This is a genomic window from Marinomonas posidonica IVIA-Po-181 (assembly GCF_000214215.1).
Classification (GTDB): Bacteria; Pseudomonadota; Gammaproteobacteria; order Pseudomonadales; family Marinomonadaceae; genus Marinomonas; species Marinomonas posidonica.
Window position 1 is genome coordinate 1297937 of the sequence record NC_015559.1, and the last position, 18001, is coordinate 1315937.

General features: G+C 45.0%; 13 protein-coding genes. 8 read left to right on the plus strand and 5 right to left on the minus strand.

Going from position 1 to position 18001, the window contains the following annotated elements:
• Positions 1–65: 65 nt before the first annotated feature.
• Both fabV and MAR181_RS06105 read left to right on the plus strand, forming a co-directional pair.
• Positions 66–1268 carry an enoyl-ACP reductase FabV gene (gene fabV, locus MAR181_RS06100; protein WP_013795728.1) on the plus strand — a complete coding sequence of 401 codons (1203 nt, stop codon included), beginning with the start codon at positions 66–68 and terminating at the stop codon, positions 1266–1268.
• Positions 1269–1384: 116 nt separating this feature from the next.
• The gene (locus MAR181_RS06105) at positions 1385–1921 is read left to right on the plus strand and encodes a hypothetical protein (RefSeq protein ID WP_013795729.1); all 537 of its coding nucleotides are present in this window, start codon (positions 1385–1387) and stop codon (positions 1919–1921) included.
• Here MAR181_RS06105 and MAR181_RS06110 read toward each other — a convergent pair.
• From MAR181_RS06110 to ubiG, 3 genes are all read right to left on the minus strand, one after another.
• Positions 1898–5074 carry an insulinase family protein gene (locus MAR181_RS06110; RefSeq protein WP_013795730.1) on the minus strand — a complete coding sequence of 1059 codons (3177 nt, stop codon included), beginning with the start codon at positions 5072–5074 and terminating at the stop codon, positions 1898–1900. The two genes, MAR181_RS06105 and MAR181_RS06110, sit on opposite strands and share 24 nt — an antisense overlap.
• Before the next feature lie 74 nt (positions 5075–5148).
• Positions 5149–5892, minus strand: a complete 744-nt coding sequence (locus MAR181_RS06115; protein ID WP_013795731.1) for a YciK family oxidoreductase — start codon at positions 5890–5892, stop codon at positions 5149–5151.
• A 21-nt stretch (positions 5893–5913) separates the two neighbouring features.
• Positions 5914–6636 carry a bifunctional 2-polyprenyl-6-hydroxyphenol methylase/3-demethylubiquinol 3-O-methyltransferase UbiG gene (ubiG, locus tag MAR181_RS06120; protein ID WP_013795732.1) on the minus strand — a complete coding sequence of 241 codons (723 nt, stop codon included), beginning with the start codon at positions 6634–6636 and terminating at the stop codon, positions 5914–5916.
• 355 nt (positions 6637–6991) lie between these two features.
• On the opposite strand from ubiG, the gene gyrA reads away from it, so the two are divergent.
• The 6 genes from gyrA to rpsA all read left to right on the plus strand — a co-directional run bounded on the left by gyrA (position 6992) and on the right by rpsA (position 16736).
• The gene (gyrA, locus tag MAR181_RS06130) at positions 6992–9646 is read left to right on the plus strand and encodes a DNA gyrase subunit A (RefSeq protein ID WP_013795733.1); all 2655 of its coding nucleotides are present in this window, start codon (positions 6992–6994) and stop codon (positions 9644–9646) included.
• A 74-nt stretch (positions 9647–9720) separates the two neighbouring features.
• On the plus strand, positions 9721–10800 hold the full coding sequence (gene serC / locus MAR181_RS06135) for a 3-phosphoserine/phosphohydroxythreonine transaminase (protein WP_013795734.1): 1080 nt from the start codon (positions 9721–9723) through the stop codon (positions 10798–10800).
• 4 nt (positions 10801–10804) lie between these two features.
• Positions 10805–11926, plus strand: a complete 1122-nt coding sequence (pheA, locus tag MAR181_RS06140) for a prephenate dehydratase (protein WP_013795735.1) — start codon at positions 10805–10807, stop codon at positions 11924–11926.
• Positions 11927–11947: 21 nt separating this feature from the next.
• Positions 11948–14170: a prephenate dehydrogenase/arogenate dehydrogenase family protein gene (locus tag MAR181_RS06145; RefSeq protein ID WP_245546217.1), complete on the plus strand. Its 2223-nt coding sequence runs from the start codon at positions 11948–11950 to the stop codon at positions 14168–14170.
• 19 nt (positions 14171–14189) lie between these two features.
• Entirely contained in the window at positions 14190–14873 is a 684-nt protein-coding gene (gene cmk / locus MAR181_RS06150) for a (d)CMP kinase (protein ID WP_013795737.1), read from the plus strand.
• Positions 14874–15053: 180 nt separating this feature from the next.
• Positions 15054–16736 (plus strand): 30S ribosomal protein S1, encoded by a 1683-nt coding sequence (rpsA, locus tag MAR181_RS06155; protein ID WP_013795738.1) that lies wholly within the window; start codon positions 15054–15056, stop codon positions 16734–16736.
• 133 nt (positions 16737–16869) lie between these two features.
• On the opposite strand, the gene MAR181_RS06160 is transcribed toward rpsA, so the two are convergent.
• Entirely contained in the window at positions 16870–17142 is a 273-nt protein-coding gene (locus tag MAR181_RS06160; protein ID WP_013795739.1) for a hypothetical protein, read from the minus strand.
• 8 nt (positions 17143–17150) lie between these two features.
• Positions 17151–17873: a tRNA (N6-threonylcarbamoyladenosine(37)-N6)-methyltransferase TrmO gene (gene tsaA, locus MAR181_RS06165; protein WP_013795740.1), complete on the minus strand. Its 723-nt coding sequence runs from the start codon at positions 17871–17873 to the stop codon at positions 17151–17153.
• Positions 17874–18001: the final 128 nt, after the last annotated feature.

The following is an 18001-nucleotide window of genomic DNA, read 5'->3' on the forward strand; positions in this document are numbered from 1 at the left end:
TGCCTGTCTCATGTGAAGGGATTGACAGGCAAGACGTAAGCAAAACATGATGTTGAGAAAATACTATGATCATTAAACCAAAAATTCGTGGATTTATTTGTACAACGACTCATCCAGTGGGCTGTGAGCAAAATGTAAGAGAGCAGATTGCGCTTACAAAGAAAAATGGTGCCATTGAAAATGGCCCTAAAAAAGTACTCGTGATTGGTTCTTCTAGTGGTTATGGTCTTTCTTCGCGTATTGCCGCCGCGTTTGGTTCAGGTGCAGCGACTATCGGTGTGTTCTTTGAGAAACCTGGGACAGAGAAAAAGCCAGGCACAGCCGGTTGGTACAATGCGGCAGCATTTGATAAAGCGGCAAAAGAAGAAGGCCTGTATGCGAAAAGCATCAATGGCGATGCATTCTCTAACGAAGCCCGTGACAAAGTGATTGAGTTGATCAAGGAAGACCTTGGTCAAATTGATATGGTGGTTTACTCATTGGCGTCGCCAGTTCGTAAATTGCCTGAGACAGGCGAAGTGGTTCGTTCTGTATTGAAGCCGATTGGTCAGCCATACCGTTCTACTGCTATTGATACCAACAAAGATGTCATAATTGAAGCGGAAATTGAGCCGGCGACAGAAGAAGAGATTGCCGCAACCACCACAGTAATGGGTGGTGAAGATTGGGAATTATGGATGTCGGCGCTACAGGAAGCGGGCGTGTTGGCGGAAGGCGTTCGCACTGTTGCTTACTCTTATATCGGTTCTGATATCACTTGGCCAATCTACTGGCATGGTGCCCTAGGTAAAGCGAAAGAAGATTTGGATCGTGCTTCAGCCGCCATCAATACCGAATTGTCAGCTCTTAACGGTGGTGCAAATGTGGCGGTTCTTAAGTCTGTGGTAACGCAAGCGTCTTCAGCCATTCCGGTTATGCCATTGTACTTGGCCATGGTGTTCAAGGTAATGCGTGAAAAAGGTCTGCATGAAGGTTGTATGGATCAAATTTATCGCATGTTTGCAGAGCGCTTATTCAATAACCATAACCCTACGGAATTAACCGATGACACTAATCGCCTGCGTCTGGATGATTGGGAATTACGTGATGACGTGCAACAGGCATGTCGTGATCTTTGGCCACAAGTAAATGATGAGAACTTGTTTGCGAAAACCGATTACCAACTCTACAAAGATGAATTCCTGAAGTTGTTTGGTTTTGGTATCGATGGTGTGGATTATGAAGCGGATGTGAATCCGGTAGCGGATTTTGAAGTGATTACTCTGTAATTCGCTCAAGCTATTAGGATGCATTCCGATAAAAGGAGTTCAGAGGTAATCTGAACTCCTTTTTTATTGTCTGTTTATCTCTTATAGTGTGGTTATTGGATTTGCTTGGTAAGACTATGAAGCCTGTTTTTTGTCTGTTGTGTGTATTTTCCTCGGCTGTTTTGGCGCAAACGATCGAGCGCCAGCCTGTGGAAATTATTTACGGCAATCAGGTGATCCGGGCTGAGCATCAAGTGGTTCTCAGCTCAAAAGATGAGGTGTCGATTATTCCAGTTGATAAAGCACCTGAAGAGCGTAAGCCAAATGTGGTGGTCTCGGCGAATGCTTCAACCTCTTCTTATTTAGAAGAAAATGCCATTTCTCAGCGAGAGCAAGAGATTTACGACGAGGTTAACCAGCGAACCAAAGACGCACCCTTTACTGTTTTGTTTACAGGGAATGTGCCGGAAGAGATCGAGAATAGAAGGTTACGTATGATGCCTGAAATTGGTCTTTTAAACGAGCGTGGTGATGCCATTTCAGATCAGGATGTGAAGCCTGATATTGGTGATTTTTCGCCAATTGGGCAAGATGTTGCGCCCATCCCTTCTGGTAGCGCAGGCGAGTCATTGCAATCTAAGCAGAAGAAATTAGAGGCTCTGATAGGCGGCTGACGTTGCTTGCCAATGTTGCTGGTTGCTTAGCTCGTCAGGAAACGCCTTGTTATGCACTATAATTCGAGTGATCTGCTCGGACTCAATTTTCTGCTTTATAAAGCGCACAAAATCCTCCTTTTTAATTTTTTCTACAGCCTCAATCCATTCTTCCTTGGTTTTAAAATTTGGTTCGGATTTGGCGATCTGAGGCCATTCCTTTAAGGCGTTTTCACTTAGCGTTTTTGCTTCTCGTGTGACGTCCGTCAGCATGGCATTTTTTGCCACTAAAAACGCTTCGTCTGTTAAATTTTTCAGTTTGATTTCTTGTTTGTCTAAGAAGCTCTCAATGGCTCTGATTAGGGTTAAGTTGTCTTTATTTGGGGATTGCACCAACAAGCCTAAAATAGGTGTGCTGCGGATGCTTAAATTTTGTGTGCCGACAATATAGCCCATTTGCTTTTCCGTTCTGAGTTCTTGATAGAAAGCACTTTTTATTAAGGTGTTGAGTAAGGTGAAGTAACACTTTTGAGCAATTGAGGCGGGGGTTTCCTCCTGTCCTTGATGGCTAGTGTCGATCAGGGTATAGAGAATAACGTTGTCGTCACTGCTGGAGGTGAAAGGCGCATGAAGTCTTTGGTGCGGAAGAATGTTCTTGGTTTTGATCTTGACTGGTGTGCGATCAACAAGGCGACCAGTGAAACGCTGGTATAGGGTTTCGGCCAGTTTTTCAGTGTTTGCTTTAGTGACGTTGCCAGTACTGTAAGCCACTATGTTAAAGCTTTCTCTGGCGTGTTTAATGAAGTTTTTGTAGTCGCTAAAGGGCAAGGCTTGCAGGGCTTGTTTGAGGGTTTCTGTGGTGTGGCTGTTTTTAGTGATGAGTGTGTTGAACGCTGTGTTGGCATTGCGGAAAGCTTGTCGGTTTTGCTGGTTTTTAAAGTCTGTTGCTAACTGTTGTTTTGCCTGTTCGAATTTTTCTAGGTTGGGGCGATAGAGAAACAGTTGATCGACTAACCAAGTTAAGTACTCGTCTTGTTTGTCTGAGTAGCCGTTGGTACGAATGGTGACGCCGTTAGCATGTGGGTAGAAGCTGTAACCCAGGCCAGCAACGTAGGGTGAGTAGGTAGCTTCGCTGATGCTGGCATTGAACAATCGTGTCCATAATCGATTGGCTAGGATGTGTTTGGCGGTATCGCTTGCATGATCAAAGCGGATGGCTAAAAAATTCATTGCCGTTGGTTTGTTAAAACTTGGATCGGATTTATGCCAGAAGCGAAAGCCTTGCTTTTCAAATATTGGTGTTGGTTTATCGTCTTTTTCGTCTACCAGCTCAAGGGTGTTGGGGATAAAAAGGTTTTTTTGTGGAAGGCTAACAAATGTGTTTTTTACGGCCAAACTCATCATGTTCAGAAAGGCTTGGCTAAAATGGTGGTTGCTGTAATTCGTTTGATACCAGGGTTCTTCTAGCCAGTGAGAAGGTTCGGCGGCCCATTTTTCAGGGAAGTTTTGTTGGCTGGCGATTTGTATTAGTAGATTGTTAGGGGTGAGGTGCTTTAAAAGCGCTTGAACCTCTTCTTGCGTGGCGGTTTTTTCCACTCTATAACTGCCAAGTAGATCCATAGTATCTACGGTTAACATACGTGAAGAAAGTGCGCGGGCGAGTCGAATCGGCGGAACATAGCTTTGATTGTTAAACATTAAGCGGCTTAATTTTAACCCTTCATCAAGGTACATGGGGTTAACTGGGGAGGATTTAAGTAAGCTAATGCTTGCGAAAAAATGTTTCGCTACCTGGTTTATTTGTGTCATGCCCTTATTTGTCAGGTTAATGCTCACCGTGAAAAAAGCATTATGACCATAGTCTTTACTTGTTGAGGCTGAGATGCTGGTGATTAAGTCTTCGTTCTTTAGAGTTGAATAGAGGGATTGCTTGTTTTCGTTACCTAAAACATAGGACAGGTAGCGTGTGGGTTGAGTTTTGTAGTTCTGTCCTTGTGCTGGAATTTGATAGTGAAAACGAACGCTGTTGCGATCAGAGAAAGAGCGCACAAATTGCAATTTTGGTTGTTCTAAGTTGGTCTTGATTAAGTCTGGGTAGGTCTCAACTAAAACGGGCTGTTTGGTCTGTTTGGTCTGTTTGGTCTGTTTGGGAATGTTAGAGAAATAGTGTTGTGCAAGCTTGGCCAGTGGTTCATGAGCTAGGTTGGCAACTAGGACTAAGGCCATGTTTTCAGCGTAATAGTGTTGTTTGTATAGGTTGAGCACTTGTTCTCTTAGAGGGTGCTTGGGTCTGTCTTTGAGGGTTTTTAAGTTTCCCACCGTAAAGCGACTGTAGGGGTGCTTTGGGTTGATAAGTGTTTTTAAAGCTTGATTGTTACGACGGCTGTCCGTTTTGATTTTGGCTTTATATTCCGCATCGACAGCATTTTTTTCCCTCTGGGTTAATGACTCGCTAAACAAGGGGGCAATAAAAAATTGTGAAAATCTATCTAGAGCCCCTTCATAGGCAGATGGTTTGACGTCAAAAAAGAAGTTGGTGGTGTCTGTGCTGGTGTAAGCATTGTGTGTTCCAGCGTGGTCGTGGATGTAGTGTTGGTAATCACCAGATTTGGGGTATTTTTCGGTGCCAAGAAACAGCATATGCTCCACTAGGTGAGCCAGTCCAAGTTGCTTGTTTGGGTCCTGAAAGCTGCCTACCTTTACAGACAGTGAGGCGGCAAACTTTTCGGCTTGCGGGTCGCTGACGAGCGTCACTTTCAGTCCGTTAGAGAGGGTGATGAAATGATAGTTGCTCTGATCAGTGCGGCTTTTATGTGGGATTTCTTCAATTTTACCGATCAAGGTGTCGTGAACGACAAGGTTTGTCTCTTTATCCTTTGTCGGTTTTTGCTTGTCCATTGTGTCGGAAGTTTGATGGTTTTCTGTGTTGCCGTTTAACGTGACTGAGTTATCACTTAGAGCGTCTGAATTGTTATTTAGAGTGCCTGTGTGGTCGGAAATGATGTTCTGAGGAAGAGGGGGGGCAGGCGTGAGGGTGCCGCTTGTTAAAGTAGTATCTTTTGTTAAAGCGTTTTCGGACGATGTTTCGGGCGTCTTTGTTTCTTGTGCTGAAAATAGAGCACAACTATAGGAAAGGCTAAAAAGAAAACAAATGAAAGTTACGGCTTTGGTCATGACTTCAGGTTAACTGATGCCGCAGAATGGATGCAATGGGGGAGAATGCCCCCATTGCTGAAATTACGAATTATTTATTGCGCATTGATGGATTGACCGTTGATTGTCAGGCTGTCTTTACCCATTAGGTAAAGGTAAAGAGGCATGATGTCGTCGGCAGTTGGGAGGGTTTGTGGGTCTTCGTTTGGATAAGCTGACGCGCGCATGGCGGTTCTGGTGGCGCCAGGATTAATGGCGTTGGCGCGGATATTGGGGTTGCTGTCAGTAAGCTCATTGGCAAATAATTCCATCATGGCTTCTGTGGCGAATTTAGAGACGGCATAAGCACCCCATTTAGGTTTGGCAGTACGACCTACTCCAGAAGACGTAAAGATAATGGAAGCGGCTGGAGACTGCTCTAGTAATGGGAAAAGAGCTTGTGTCAGCATGAGCTGGCTCATGACATTGACGCGCATGACTTGATCGAAAAGTGTGGGATCATAGTGTTTCAGTTCGGTTCTGTCTCCCAGCAAACTGGCGTTGTGTAAAATGCCATCGAGCTGACTGAACTCGCTTTTTAAAGTGTTGGCCAGCTCTAAGTATTCGTGCTCAGAAGCGCCATCTAGATTAAGTGGGACGATAGCGGCTTGTGGGTTACCATTGCGTTCGATCTCGTCATAAACCGCTTCTAGCTTCTTTATCGTACGGCCTAATAAGATAACCGTAGCACCGTGTTTTGCGTAGGTGAGTGAGGCGGCTTTACCAATGCCGTCTCCTGCGCCTGTGACTAGAATGATTTTGCCTGATAGTAGTTGGCTTGGGGCTTGATAATCGAACATATCTCCTCCTTGTGCCTTGTGTTAGGCGGTGGGTTTTTGGGTGTGCATTAAGTAGTTAACGGACACGTCTTTGTCGGTGAGTTTGTAGACTTTCGTTAGCGGGTTGTAGGTCATCCCAGTCATATGCTGAACTTCTAGTCCCGCCTTTCTGGCGTAGTTGTTTAGTTCGGCTGGCTGAATGAATTTGGCGTAGTCGTGTGTCCCTTTTGGCAGCATGTTGAGAATGTACTCTGCACCAATGATGGCAAATAAATACGCTTTCGGATTGCGGTTGATGGTCGAGAAGAATACATGTCCGCCTGGTTTGACCAACGTCATGCAGGCACGGATAACCGAGGCCGGGTCTGGTACATGCTCAAGCATTTCTAAACAGGTCACCACGTCGTATTGTCCTGCTTCACGCTCGGCTATCTGTTCCGCTGTGATGCGCTCGTAATCAATCTCTAAGTTGGATTCTTCTAAGTGAAGCTTGGCAACAGCCAATGGCGCTTCGCCCATATCAATGCCTTTCACCTGAGCGCCGTGCTGAGCCATGGCTTCTGACAGAATGCCGCCGCCACAGCCGATGTCGATGATTTTTTTACCTTCTAGGCCAGCGCGTTCATTAATGTAGTTTGTGCGTAGAGGGTTGATGTCGTGTAATGGTTTGAATTCATTTTCGGTGTCCCACCAACGACTGGCTAGCGCTTCAAATTTGGCGACTTCATCAAGATCGACGTTAGTTTGTTGAGTGTTCGTTGTCATGGATATGCCTTATATACATTGGATGATTGATACGTCCGGTGGGTTGGACTCAGGTTATTGTGCGGTTAAGGGGTTGAAAGAAAGCCCACCTGTAGTCATTGGAATAAGTATAGCGTCAAGACTTTATAGAGACCAATAACAATTCTTGTTTTGCACTTTTCATGCATGACATTTTGACCCCAGACAAAGAATTTTACGGGGCAAAATGGCAGAGAGATCATAATTACACGAATAGGCAACAAAACATCCGACTGGAAGGGGTGTTATTTATTTCCTTGTGGTATAATGCGGCGCTTATAAAAAAAGATATTAGGAAGCCCTTCGGGCTTACGAGGCATAAGGATCGATTGTATCTATGGGTGAATTAGCCAAAGAAATTATTCCCGTCAGTATCGAGAATGAACTTAAAGGGTCTTATCTCGATTATGCGATGAGTGTTATCGTGGGTCGAGCATTACCAGATGTACGAGATGGGTTAAAACCTGTTCACCGTCGTGTTCTATTTGCGATGAATGAGCTTAAAAATGATTGGAATAAACCGTATAAAAAATCAGCGCGTATCGTTGGTGACGTAATCGGTAAATATCACCCTCATGGTGACTCCGCGGTTTACGATACGATAGTCCGTATGGCGCAACCATTTTCCATGCGCTACACCCTAGTCGATGGCCAAGGAAACTTTGGTTCTGTTGATGGTGATAGTGCCGCGGCGATGCGTTACACCGAGATCCGTATGGAGAAGATTTCTCATCATCTTCTTATGGATTTAGAGAAGGAAACGGTCGACTTTGTACCTAACTACGACGGTACTGAGTTCATGCCTGAGGTCTTGCCTGCACGTGTACCTGGACTGTTAGTAAACGGTTCGGCTGGTATCGCTGTTGGTATGGCCACTAATATCCCACCACATAATCTAGGTGAAGTGATCGATGGTTGTTTGGCTGTCATTGATAATAATGACATTACAATCGATGAATTGATTGAGCGCATTCCAGGACCTGATTTTCCAACAGGGGCCTTCATTAATGGCCGTGCTGGTATTATTGAAGCCTACAAAACAGGTCGTGGCCGTATTTACATGCGTGCTCGCCACCACATTGAGGACATGGAAAAAGGCAATCGTCAGTCCATCGTCTTCACTGAAATTCCATACCAGCTTAATAAAGCGAAAGTGATTGAAAAAATTGCTGAGCTGGTAAAAGACAAAAAGCTTGAAGGTATTAGTGAGCTGCGTGATGAGTCTGATAAAGACGGTATGCGCATCGTGATTGAACTGCGTCGTGGTGAGAATCCAGATGTGGTGGTCAACAATATTTTCACTCAAACTCAACTGCAGTCTGTATTCGGTATGAATATGGTGGCCTTGGTTGATGGTCGTCCACAATTGCTTAACTTGAAGCAAATTTTGGAATGTTTCGTTAAGCACCGCCGTGAAGTGGTTACTCGCCGAACTATTTTTGAATTACGTAAAGCTCGCGAGCGTGGTCATATCCTTGAAGGTTTGGCTGTGGCGCTGGCGAATATTGATCGTGTGATCGAGCTGATTCGAAACTCACCAACCTCGGCGGAAGCGAAAGAAAAATTGGTTGCAGAATCATGGCAGCCAGGCAACGTCATGGCGATGCTTGAACGTGCCGGTTCTGACGCGTGTCGTCCTGATGATTTAGCCCCAGAGTTTGGTTTTGTAGATGGTACTTATCATTTATCTCCAGAGCAGGCTCAAGCTATTTTGGATTTGCGTTTGCACCGTTTAACGGGGCTGGAACATGAAAAATTAATGGACGAATACCGTTCATTGATTGATTTGATCGGTGAGCTGTTGGAGATTTTGTCGAATCCAATGCGCCTAATGGAAGTGATCCGTGAAGAGTTGGAAGAAGTGCGTGAAATGTTCGGCGATGTTCGTCGTACAGAGATTTTAACGTCACGCCAGGATCTGACAATTGCTGATTTGATCGATGAAGCGCCTATGGTAGTGACCATTTCAGACACGGGTTATGCCAAATCACAGCCGCTTGAGGAATACAAAGCTCAGCGTCGCGGTGGTCGTGGTAAGTCAGCGTCAGCTATGAAGGAAGAAGATCACATTAATCACCTATTGGTGACCAGCAGTCATGACACCGTCATGCTGTTTACCAACTTTGGTAAAGTGTATTGGTTGCGTGTGTTTGAGATTCCGGTGGCCAGTCGTTCTTCGAAAGGTCGTCCGATTGTGAACTTATTGCCATTGGCAGAAGGGGAGCATGTTTCTGCCTTGTTGCCATTAACAGCACCAGAAAAAAATGATTCTGATGATGAAGAAGATGTGCAAGAAGCAAGCAGCTACATCTTTATGGCGACGGCCAATGGTACGGTTAAGAAAACGGCGATGGAGCATTTTGCTCGCCCACGTTCGACGGGGTTGATTGCGCTGAATTTAGATGAAACCGATGCTTTGGTTGGTGTGGCGCAAACCTCTGGCGAAGACGACATTATGTTGGTTTCAAGCTCAGGTAAGACCATTCGTTTCTCTGAAGGGGATGTTCGAGCAATGGGCCGTACTGCCGCTGGTGTTCGTGGTATTCGTCTAGGAGAAGGTGCGAAAGTGGTTTCTCTAATTGTTCCTCAAGAAGGCGCGGCTGTGCTGATGGCTTGTGAGAATGGTTACGGTAAGCGTACCTTAGTGGATGATTTCCCAGTTTATGGTCGTGGTGGTCAAGGTGTTATCGGTATTCAGGTCTCTGATCGTAACGGCCCAGTAGTCGGTGCGACTCAGGTCGAGGAAACCGATGAGATCATGTTGATTACGGATCAAGGTACCTTGGTGCGTACTCGTGTCAGCGAAGTGTCTTGTCAGGGGCGTAATACCCAAGGTGTGACATTGATTCGTTTAACCAATGACGAGCACCTGGTTGGTGTCGTTCGCGTCGAAGAAGACGAGGAAGGTGAAGACGAAGATGACGAGCAACAGGCGCCTGAGACAGATAATCAAGCGGCGGCCGCTGAAGAGCCCGACGCAGCAGAAGATTAAGTAGTAATAAAGCGGCGCACTTGATGCGTCGCTTTTGTTTAGATTGGATCCTGATTTGTAGAGGTAAACACGGGATGAGTCGAGTGTACAATTTTTGTTCTGGTCCAGCGGCGCTTCCAGAGGCAGTTTTGAAAAAAGCCCAAGCCGAGTTGTTGGATTGGCATGGTGCTGGTGTTTCTGTCATGGAGATGAGTCACCGTAGTACAGAGTTTATGTCAATCTTAGCGTCTACAAAAGCACGCCTAAAGCGCTTGTTAGAGATTGGCGATGACTACGAAATATTGTTTGTTCAGGGTGGTGCTTCCACTATGTTTGCTCAAATTCCAGCGAACTTGACCAGTGGCTATGATTCGGCTTGTTATCTAGACACTGGTGCTTGGTCAACGAAAGCAATTAACGAAGCTAAAAAATACACCAATGTAAAGGTGGTGGGATCAAGTAAATCGGATAACTACACCAGTGTGCCAAACTTTGATCAGTTAGCATTGGATGAATCGGCTGCGTATTTACACTTGTGTTCAAATGAAACCATTGGCGGGTTAGAGTTTGCGGATTTGCCTGAAACGGATTTGCCGATTGTGGCGGATTTGTCGTCAACGATTTTGTCGCGCAAAATTGATGTCAATAAATATGGTGTTATTTACGCTGGCGCACAGAAAAACGTGGGGCCTGCAGGGATTGTAATTTGCATTATCCGTAAGGATTTGTTGGCGCGATGTGATGATAAATTGCCGACTATTTGGAATTTTGCCAATTTGGCCAAGCACGATTCTATGGTGAATACACCGCCAACTTTCGCCATCTACTTAGCGGATTTGGTGTTTGAGTGGTTGGAAGAGCAAGGTGGCGTTGAGGCTATGGAAGCAATTAATAAGAAAAAAGCACAAACACTTTATGATTACATTGATCAAAGTGCTTTTTATGCTAACCCGATTGACCCTGCTTTTCGTTCTCGTATGAATGTGCCTTTTACTCTGGCGGATGACTCGCTTGAAGCGCGTTTCTTGGAAGAATCGGACGCTGCTGGTCTGCGAACGTTAGCAGGGCATCGTTCTGTTGGTGGCATGCGTGCCAGTATATACAATGCCATGCCAATGGAAGGGGTTGAGGCGTTAATTGATTTCATGAAAGCTTTTGAGAAACGTTACGGGTAAGTTTATGTCTAATTCTAAGCAGGCTGTGCCTACGACATTGCCTTTATTGCGTGATCGCATTGACAGTATTGATTCTCAGATTCAATCTCTTATCAATGAGCGAGCTCGATGTGCCGAAAAAGTGGCCGAAGTTAAGCTGGCTGATCAGGGAGATGAGGCGGTCGTATTTTATCGTCCTGAGCGTGAAGCGCAGGTGCTTCGTCGCGTTATGGAGCGAAATGAAGGGCCGCTTGGCAATGAAGAAATGGCGAAAATTTTTCGTCAGGTTATGTCTTCATGTTTGGCGTTAGAAAAACCAATGCGTATTGCTTTTTTAGGCCCGGAAGGAACCTTTACTCAGCAGGCGGCATTAAAGCACTTTGGTAAATCCATCATCAGCGCGCCAATGGCGGCGATTGATGAAGTGTTTCGTGAAGTGGAGTCTGGCGCAGCTAACTATGGTGTCGTGCCGGTTGAAAATTCTACCGAAGGTGTGGTGAATCATACTTTGGATACCTTCCGTGATTCGCAATTGAAAATTTGTGGTGAGGTGGAAGAGCGCATTCATCATCATTTATTGTTAAGTCCAAATGTAAATGCGGATGATGTGACGCACATTTATTCTCATCAGCAGTCTTTGGCTCAGTGTCGTGCTTGGTTGGATCGTTATTGGCCGCATGTTGAACGTGTCGCTGTAAGCTCGAATGCCGAGGCGGCGCGACTGGCATCAGAAGCGGGTCTAAGTGGCCGTGCCATTGCGGCGATTGCCGGTGAAGTGGCCTGTGAGTTATACAGTTTGGTGAAAGCGTCTTCTAACATTGAGGATCACCCTGATAATACCACTCGGTTCTTGATTGTTGGTTCTCAAGATGTGCCACCAAGTGGAAAAGACAAAACTTCTTTATTGATCAGCGCGAAAAATGAACCAGGGGCTTTGTATCATTTGTTGGAAGCGTTTGAGCGTCATGACGTCGATATGACTCGCCTAGAGACACGTCCTTCCTTAATGAGTCGTTGGGGTTATATCTTTTACATTGATTTTGTCGGTCATCATCAAGATGAAGCGTGTCGTGCCGTCATTGATGAGCTGCGAGGCCGTGCGTCTGAAGTAAAAGTATTGGGATCTTATCCTGTGGCGGTGCTGTAATTGGTCATGGATGAATTTAAGTTGACAGAAAATCGGTTGAAACACGACCAACTTCCATTTGGCAAAGTCATGATTGTTGGCTTAGGAATGATTGGTGGCTCTTTCGCGAAAGCGTTAAAAGAAAGAGGGTTAGCGGAGCTTTATGCGGTTGACCGCCGTGAAGGTGAGTTGGCTTTAGGGGTTTCGACAGGGGTAATTGATTACCCAGCTGAATTAACTGAGCAATTCATAGCTCAAATGGATGTGATTGTGTTGGCGACACCGGTGCGAGCTATGGCGTCTGTGTTGGCCGAAATCAAACCGTATCTTGCTGCTCATACCTTGTTGACCGATGTTGGTTCAACCAAAGGTAGTGTGGTTGAGGCTGCGGTGACGGTGTTTGGTTGTATGCCGGCTAACTTTATTCCAGGTCATCCAATTGCTGGCGCAGAGAAAAGTGGTGTGTTGGCAGCCAATCCTCAGTTGTTTGAAAAGCACATGGCGATTGTTACGCCTGTTGCCGATAGTGATCCTGTGTTGGTGGATCGTTTGCATCGATTGTGGCGGGCGATTGGAGCGGATGTCGTGAGCATGGACGTTGATCACCATGATCATGTGTTGGCGTCGTCTAGTCATTTGCCTCATTTATTGGCCTATACCTTGGTTGATGCATTGGCGAACAGTGATCGAAGCCAGGATGTGTTTAAATTTGCTGCGGGCGGTTTTCGTGATTTTACGCGAATTGCTTCCAGTGACCCTGTGATGTGGCGAGATGTATTCTTAGCCAATAAAGACGCTACCTTGGCGACGCTGGATCAGTTTACCGAGCGTTTGGCTGATATGCGTGATGCGATTGAGCAAGGTGATGGCGCAAGTATGTTTGGTGTCTTTACTCGCGCAAAGTCTGCTCGAGATCATTTCTTAAGGTTGCTTGAACAGCGTACTATTGCACCGCAAAAAGATACCAGCTCGGTTTCTTTGTCGGTTTTGCCGGCCTCTGTCATAAAAGGCAAGGTTTCTTTGCCAGGTGACAAATCCTTGTCACATATTGCGATTACTATGGCTGCGCTTTCAAGAGGCGTGAGTCATTTGACCAATGTTTGTTTGGATGGTGGGGTTCGCGTCACGATTCAAGCGCTACGAGACATGGGGGTGGTGATCGAAACCTTATCCGAGAGCTCGTTACGGGTTCATGGTGTTGGTTTGCGAGGTTTGAAAGCGCCAATAGCCCCGATTAATTTGCATCAATCTGAATTAAGTTTATATGTATTGTTGCCTGTTTTGGCTGGGCAGCCTTTCGTGGTTTCTGTAACAGCCGATGATCCTCTTTTAAATCACGTGCGAGCGGATGTATTCGATTTAATGAGAGCGATGGGAACTGAGCTTGAGTTTGAGAGAAAGGATTGTTTGCCGGTAAAAATGTGTCCGACGCAACAGGCTGCTTTTTCTCTAAGTTTAGAAGGAGCTTCACAAAAGTTAATCGTTAGTGCCTTTATGGCTTGTTTGTTTGCTGAGCAAGAGGCGAATTTGACCGAAGCGCCAGAAGACGTGACGCAAATGGAAGTCTTGTTACAAGGTTTTGGTGTGAGGATTTCGCGTTCGAAAACGGCCGTGTCGGTTGCATCGGGTGAACTCGTCTCGACGGATGTTGAGATAGTAGCGGACATGTACAGCTGCGCTTGGATGGCCTTGCTTGCAAGCTTATTGCCTGGTTCGGAATTAGTGATGACGAACCTTGGTTTGGATGCCAGAGCCTTTGCTTATTTTACCTTGCTTAAACAGATGGGAGCCGATATTGAATTGCCCGATAGAAATGCTGCTGGTTTGTATGAAGGGCAGGTGTTGGTGCGTTTTGCCGAGTTGTCAGCGTTTCAATTGTCTGTTGATCAGACCTGTCAGTTAAGAACGCTCATGCCGTTACTATGTGTCGCAGCGGCTTATGCCAAAGGTGAATCTAGAATCGAAGGTATTGGGCAGCTTCCGTATTATCACGAAGATAGAGTATTGGCTTTGGTAGAGGCTTGTAATTTAGTGCAGGTGAATGCTCAAGTTGAAAGTGGTTGTTTGAGGATTGATGGCGGTGTTCCACAGGGAGGGGAATTAGACTGTGCAGGTGATCAATATTTGGCGTTGGCCATGTTGGTGCTTGGAGCAAGAAGTAAAACGGTTACTCAGATAGAAGATTGCCAAACATTATTAGAAGAATTTAGTGAGTTAGATGCGCAGGCTAGGCAATTAGGTTTGCATTGCTCAGTTGCGCAATAGTTATTTAAGAGGAATTGTTATGATTAACCAAGGCCCGGTTATTACGATTGATGGCCCAAGTGGTGCTGGTAAAGGCACAGTCAGTCAATTAGTTGCGGAAAAGCTGGGATGGCATTTGTTAGACAGTGGTGCTTTATATCGACTTTTGGCATTGGCAGTGTCGCACCACGGTATGTCTGAAAATGATGTGGAAACATTAAAGGTATTGGCTGAGCATCTGGACATCCAGTTCCAGCAGTCGGCGGAAGGCAAGGTTGAAATAGTGCTTGAAGGCGAGGGTGTGACTCAAGCCATTCGAACGGAAGAAGTCGGTAATGCCGCTTCAAAGTTGGCTGCGATTCCAGAAGTGCGTCAAGGTTTATTGCTTCGCCAGCGAGCGTTTGCTCAGTCGCCAGGTTTGGTGGCCGATGGTCGTGATATGGGGACCGTTGTTTTTCCATCTGCGCAGATTAAGATTTTTCTCACCGCGTCAGCCGAAGAGCGAGCACAAAGACGTCTTCTGCAATTGCAGCAAAAAGGTGAAACTGTTAATCTAGACACATTAGTCAAAACGATTAAAGAGCGTGACGAGCGCGATGCAAATCGTGTTATTGCACCACTTGTACCTGCGGCTGGTGCGCTTGTAATCGATAGTACTGACTTAACCATAGAACAAGTTGTCGAAATCATCCTTGCTGAAACAGCCAAGGCTGGCTTCGTGTAGCTTGTTCTTTTTGCATGTGTTCTTTTTTGTAGGTTAAGTGTGCTAAAATAGTTTAAATGTTGACCAAGTCGATATGGGAGCCAGTAAACCTGTATCGCAAATTTTATAAAAATTGACCCACATCTTGCTGGCAGTGTGGCTAAGACTTAGTTCAACTAGGTCGATTATATAGGAAATACAATGACTCAAAGCTTCGCAGAACTGTTTGAAGAAAGCCTACAAAGTGTCGAAATGGCACCAGGCTCAATTGTTACTGGTATCATTGTTGATATCGACAATGAATGGGTAACTGTTCATGCAGGTCTTAAATCTGAAGGCGTAATTCCTCGTTCTCAGTTCCTAACGGAAAGTGGTGAGTTCAACTTAAACATCGGTGACGAAGTAAAAGTTGCACTTGACGCTGTTGAAGATGGTTTCGGTGAGACTAAATTGTCTCGTGAAAAAGCTAAGCGTGCAGAGACTTGGTCTGTGCTTGAAAAAGCTTACGAAGAAAATGCCATTGTTCACGGTGTGATTAACGGTAAGGTCAAAGGTGGCTTCACTGTTGATATCGCTAACATCCGTGCTTTCTTACCTGGTTCTTTGGTAGATGTTCGCCCAATCCGCGACACGTCTCACTTGGAAGGTGTGGATCTAGAGTTCAAACTTATCAAGCTTGATCAAAAACGTAACAACGTTGTTGTTTCTCGTCGTGCCGTTATGGAAGCGACTAACAGCGCTGAACGTGAAACATTGCTTGCCTCTCTTGAAGAAGGTCAAGAAGTTAAAGGTATCGTTAAGAACCTTACTGACTACGGTGCGTTCGTTGATCTTGGTGGTGTTGATGGTCTTCTACACATCACTGACATGGCTTGGAAACGCATTAAGCACCCAAGCGAAATCATTGCTGTTGGCGATGAGATCGATGTTAAAGTTCTTAAGTTCGACCGTGAGCGCAACCGCGTATCTCTAGGTCTTAAGCAATTGGGTGAAGATCCATGGGTAGCAATCAAAGCACGTTACCCAGAGAACACTAAAGTAACGGCTAAAGTTACTAACTTGACTGACTACGGTTGTTTTGCCGAGTTGGAAGAGGGTGTTGAGGGTCTTGTTCACGTTTCTGAAATGGACTGGACTAACAAGAACATCCACCCATCTAAAGTTGTTCAAATTGGCGACGAAGTTGAGGTTATGGTTCTTGATATCGACGAAGAACGTCGTCGTATCTCTTTGGGTATCAAGCAGTGCACAATGAACCCATGGGAAGAATTTGCTACTTCTTTCAACAAAGGCGACAAGATCTCTGGTGCCATCAAGTCTATCACTGACTTCGGTGTATTCATCGGTCTTGACGGCGGCATTGACGGCCTAGTTCACCTTTCTGACCTATCTTGGGATGAAGCTGGTGAAGAAGCTGTTCGTCAATACAAGAAAGGCGATATGCTAGAAACAGTTGTATTGTCTATCGATGCTGAGCGCGAGCGTATCTCTCTAGGTGTTAAACAACTAGAAGAAGATCCTTTCCTAGCTTACGTTGCTGAAAACGACAAAGGCACTATCGTAAACGGTACTGTTTCTGAAGTTGATGCTAAAGGCGCTGTTGTAACACTTTCTGAAGGTGTTGAAGCGACTCTTAAAGTATCTGAAATCAGCCGCGAACGTGTTGAAGATGCAACAACCGCTCTTAAAGAAGGTGACTCTGTAGAAGCGGCGATCATCAATGTTGATCGTAAAGCTCGTACTATCACGCTTTCTATCAAGCAGAAAGATGCTACTGAAGAAAAAGCGGCGATGAAGTCTCACTCTGAGAAGCAACAAGTTGAAGCAAATGGTCCTACCACTATCGGTGATTTGATCAAAGCACAACTAGAAGGCCAAGAGTAATTTTTACTCTTTCGTCTTGATGAAAAAGCGAGCCTCTGGCTCGCTTTTTTTATGCGTATTTTTTGATGTATATTCTTGACAACAAAACTATACACAAAACATGTGGATAACCATGGGTATAGCTAGCTTATGGTTAGTTTAATGAATCTAAAAGCGCTTTCACGTCCTCTTCATTCCAGTCTTCTTTTTCAATTAGTTCTTTTAACTTATTGTTTTTCTTTGTCTTATTTAGGTTTTCTTGGAATTTTGCATAGTGAAAATCTTTGATTAGTTTTTCATCTTTTTTTGATCGATAAATGTTCGCTGATGGTTCATCGTGTGTTGTGTCGTGACCGGCGTCACTTGTGTGATTTGGATTAAGCTGGTTGATTTTCTTATAAGTATTTAAAAAGTGTTTTTTGATCATACTTAGCCTCACTTCATTTTCTCAATCTCAAAGATTTCGAAATGTTGGTTCTTTGCCTGCCATTTAATGTTTAAGTCCCACAAGCTGATGCCATGCTCTCGATCAATCTGATTGGCTAAATACGACGGCCTAGGGTCTTGCTCTATGATTTGTGTGATTAAAGTATAAAGGTCTTTTCCTAAGCTCGCAGAAAAAACATCACATTGTCGTTTTGCTTCTTCTGTGAATATTACGGGTTTGCATTGGCTTCTTTCGGCTGTTGGGGTAAATGAACTAGTCGCTTGAGGAAGACTATCTGAATAGGGTAAATAGGGTTTTATGTCTAGGATAGGGGTGCCATCCAGTAAGTCGGCACCATGAAGGTCGATCAAAATGCGTTTATCGTGTTGGTGAATTTTGCCTATTTTTACCACAGACAAACCAATTGGATTGGGGCGGTGTGTTGACCTTGTAGCAAAGACTCCCATTTTGCTTTTTCCACCTAATCTAGGTGGGCGAACTTTGGCTTTCCAGCCTTCGCTGATGCAGGCGTGAAATACGAACTGAAGCCAAATGTGTGAATAGGCTTCAAGGCCATCCAGAGTGTCAAGTCGATTGTAGGGTGGAAGCAATTCTAATTGCGCTGTCGCCATGGTGACGAGTCCAGGCTGCCTTGGGATGCCGAATTTTTCTTGGTAGCAAGAATGGACAATACCAATGGGAGAAAAGTGGAAGGCGTCAGTTGGGGGCACGTTTGGATCCTTTCATGTGAAACTGCACAGGACGAATAAATATATTGTGATAGTATACTGTTTCACATAGAAGTATTTGACTGATTTTATTGTCAGATGCGTATTTTTTATTATTTAGTTTGAGATGA

Coding starts and splice junctions, on each gene's coding strand:
- rpsA (WP_013795738.1), top strand. CDS start 15,054: ATGACTCAAAGCTTCGCAGAACTGTTTGAAGAAAGCCTACAAAGTGTC.
- gyrA (WP_013795733.1), top strand. CDS start 6,992: ATGGGTGAATTAGCCAAAGAAATTATTCCCGTCAGTATCGAGAATGAA.
- serC (WP_013795734.1), top strand. CDS start 9,721: ATGAGTCGAGTGTACAATTTTTGTTCTGGTCCAGCGGCGCTTCCAGAG.
- MAR181_RS06160 (WP_013795739.1), bottom strand. CDS start 17,142: ATGATCAAAAAACACTTTTTAAATACTTATAAGAAAATCAACCAGCTT.
- MAR181_RS06115 (WP_013795731.1), bottom strand. CDS start 5,892: ATGTTCGATTATCAAGCCCCAAGCCAACTACTATCAGGCAAAATCATT.
- MAR181_RS06105 (WP_013795729.1), top strand. CDS start 1,385: ATGAAGCCTGTTTTTTGTCTGTTGTGTGTATTTTCCTCGGCTGTTTTG.
- fabV (WP_013795728.1), top strand. CDS start 66: ATGATCATTAAACCAAAAATTCGTGGATTTATTTGTACAACGACTCAT.
- MAR181_RS06110 (WP_013795730.1), bottom strand. CDS start 5,074: ATGACCAAAGCCGTAACTTTCATTTGTTTTCTTTTTAGCCTTTCCTAT.
- cmk (WP_013795737.1), top strand. CDS start 14,190: ATGATTAACCAAGGCCCGGTTATTACGATTGATGGCCCAAGTGGTGCT.
- pheA (WP_013795735.1), top strand. CDS start 10,805: ATGTCTAATTCTAAGCAGGCTGTGCCTACGACATTGCCTTTATTGCGT.
- ubiG (WP_013795732.1), bottom strand. CDS start 6,636: ATGACAACGAACACTCAACAAACTAACGTCGATCTTGATGAAGTCGCC.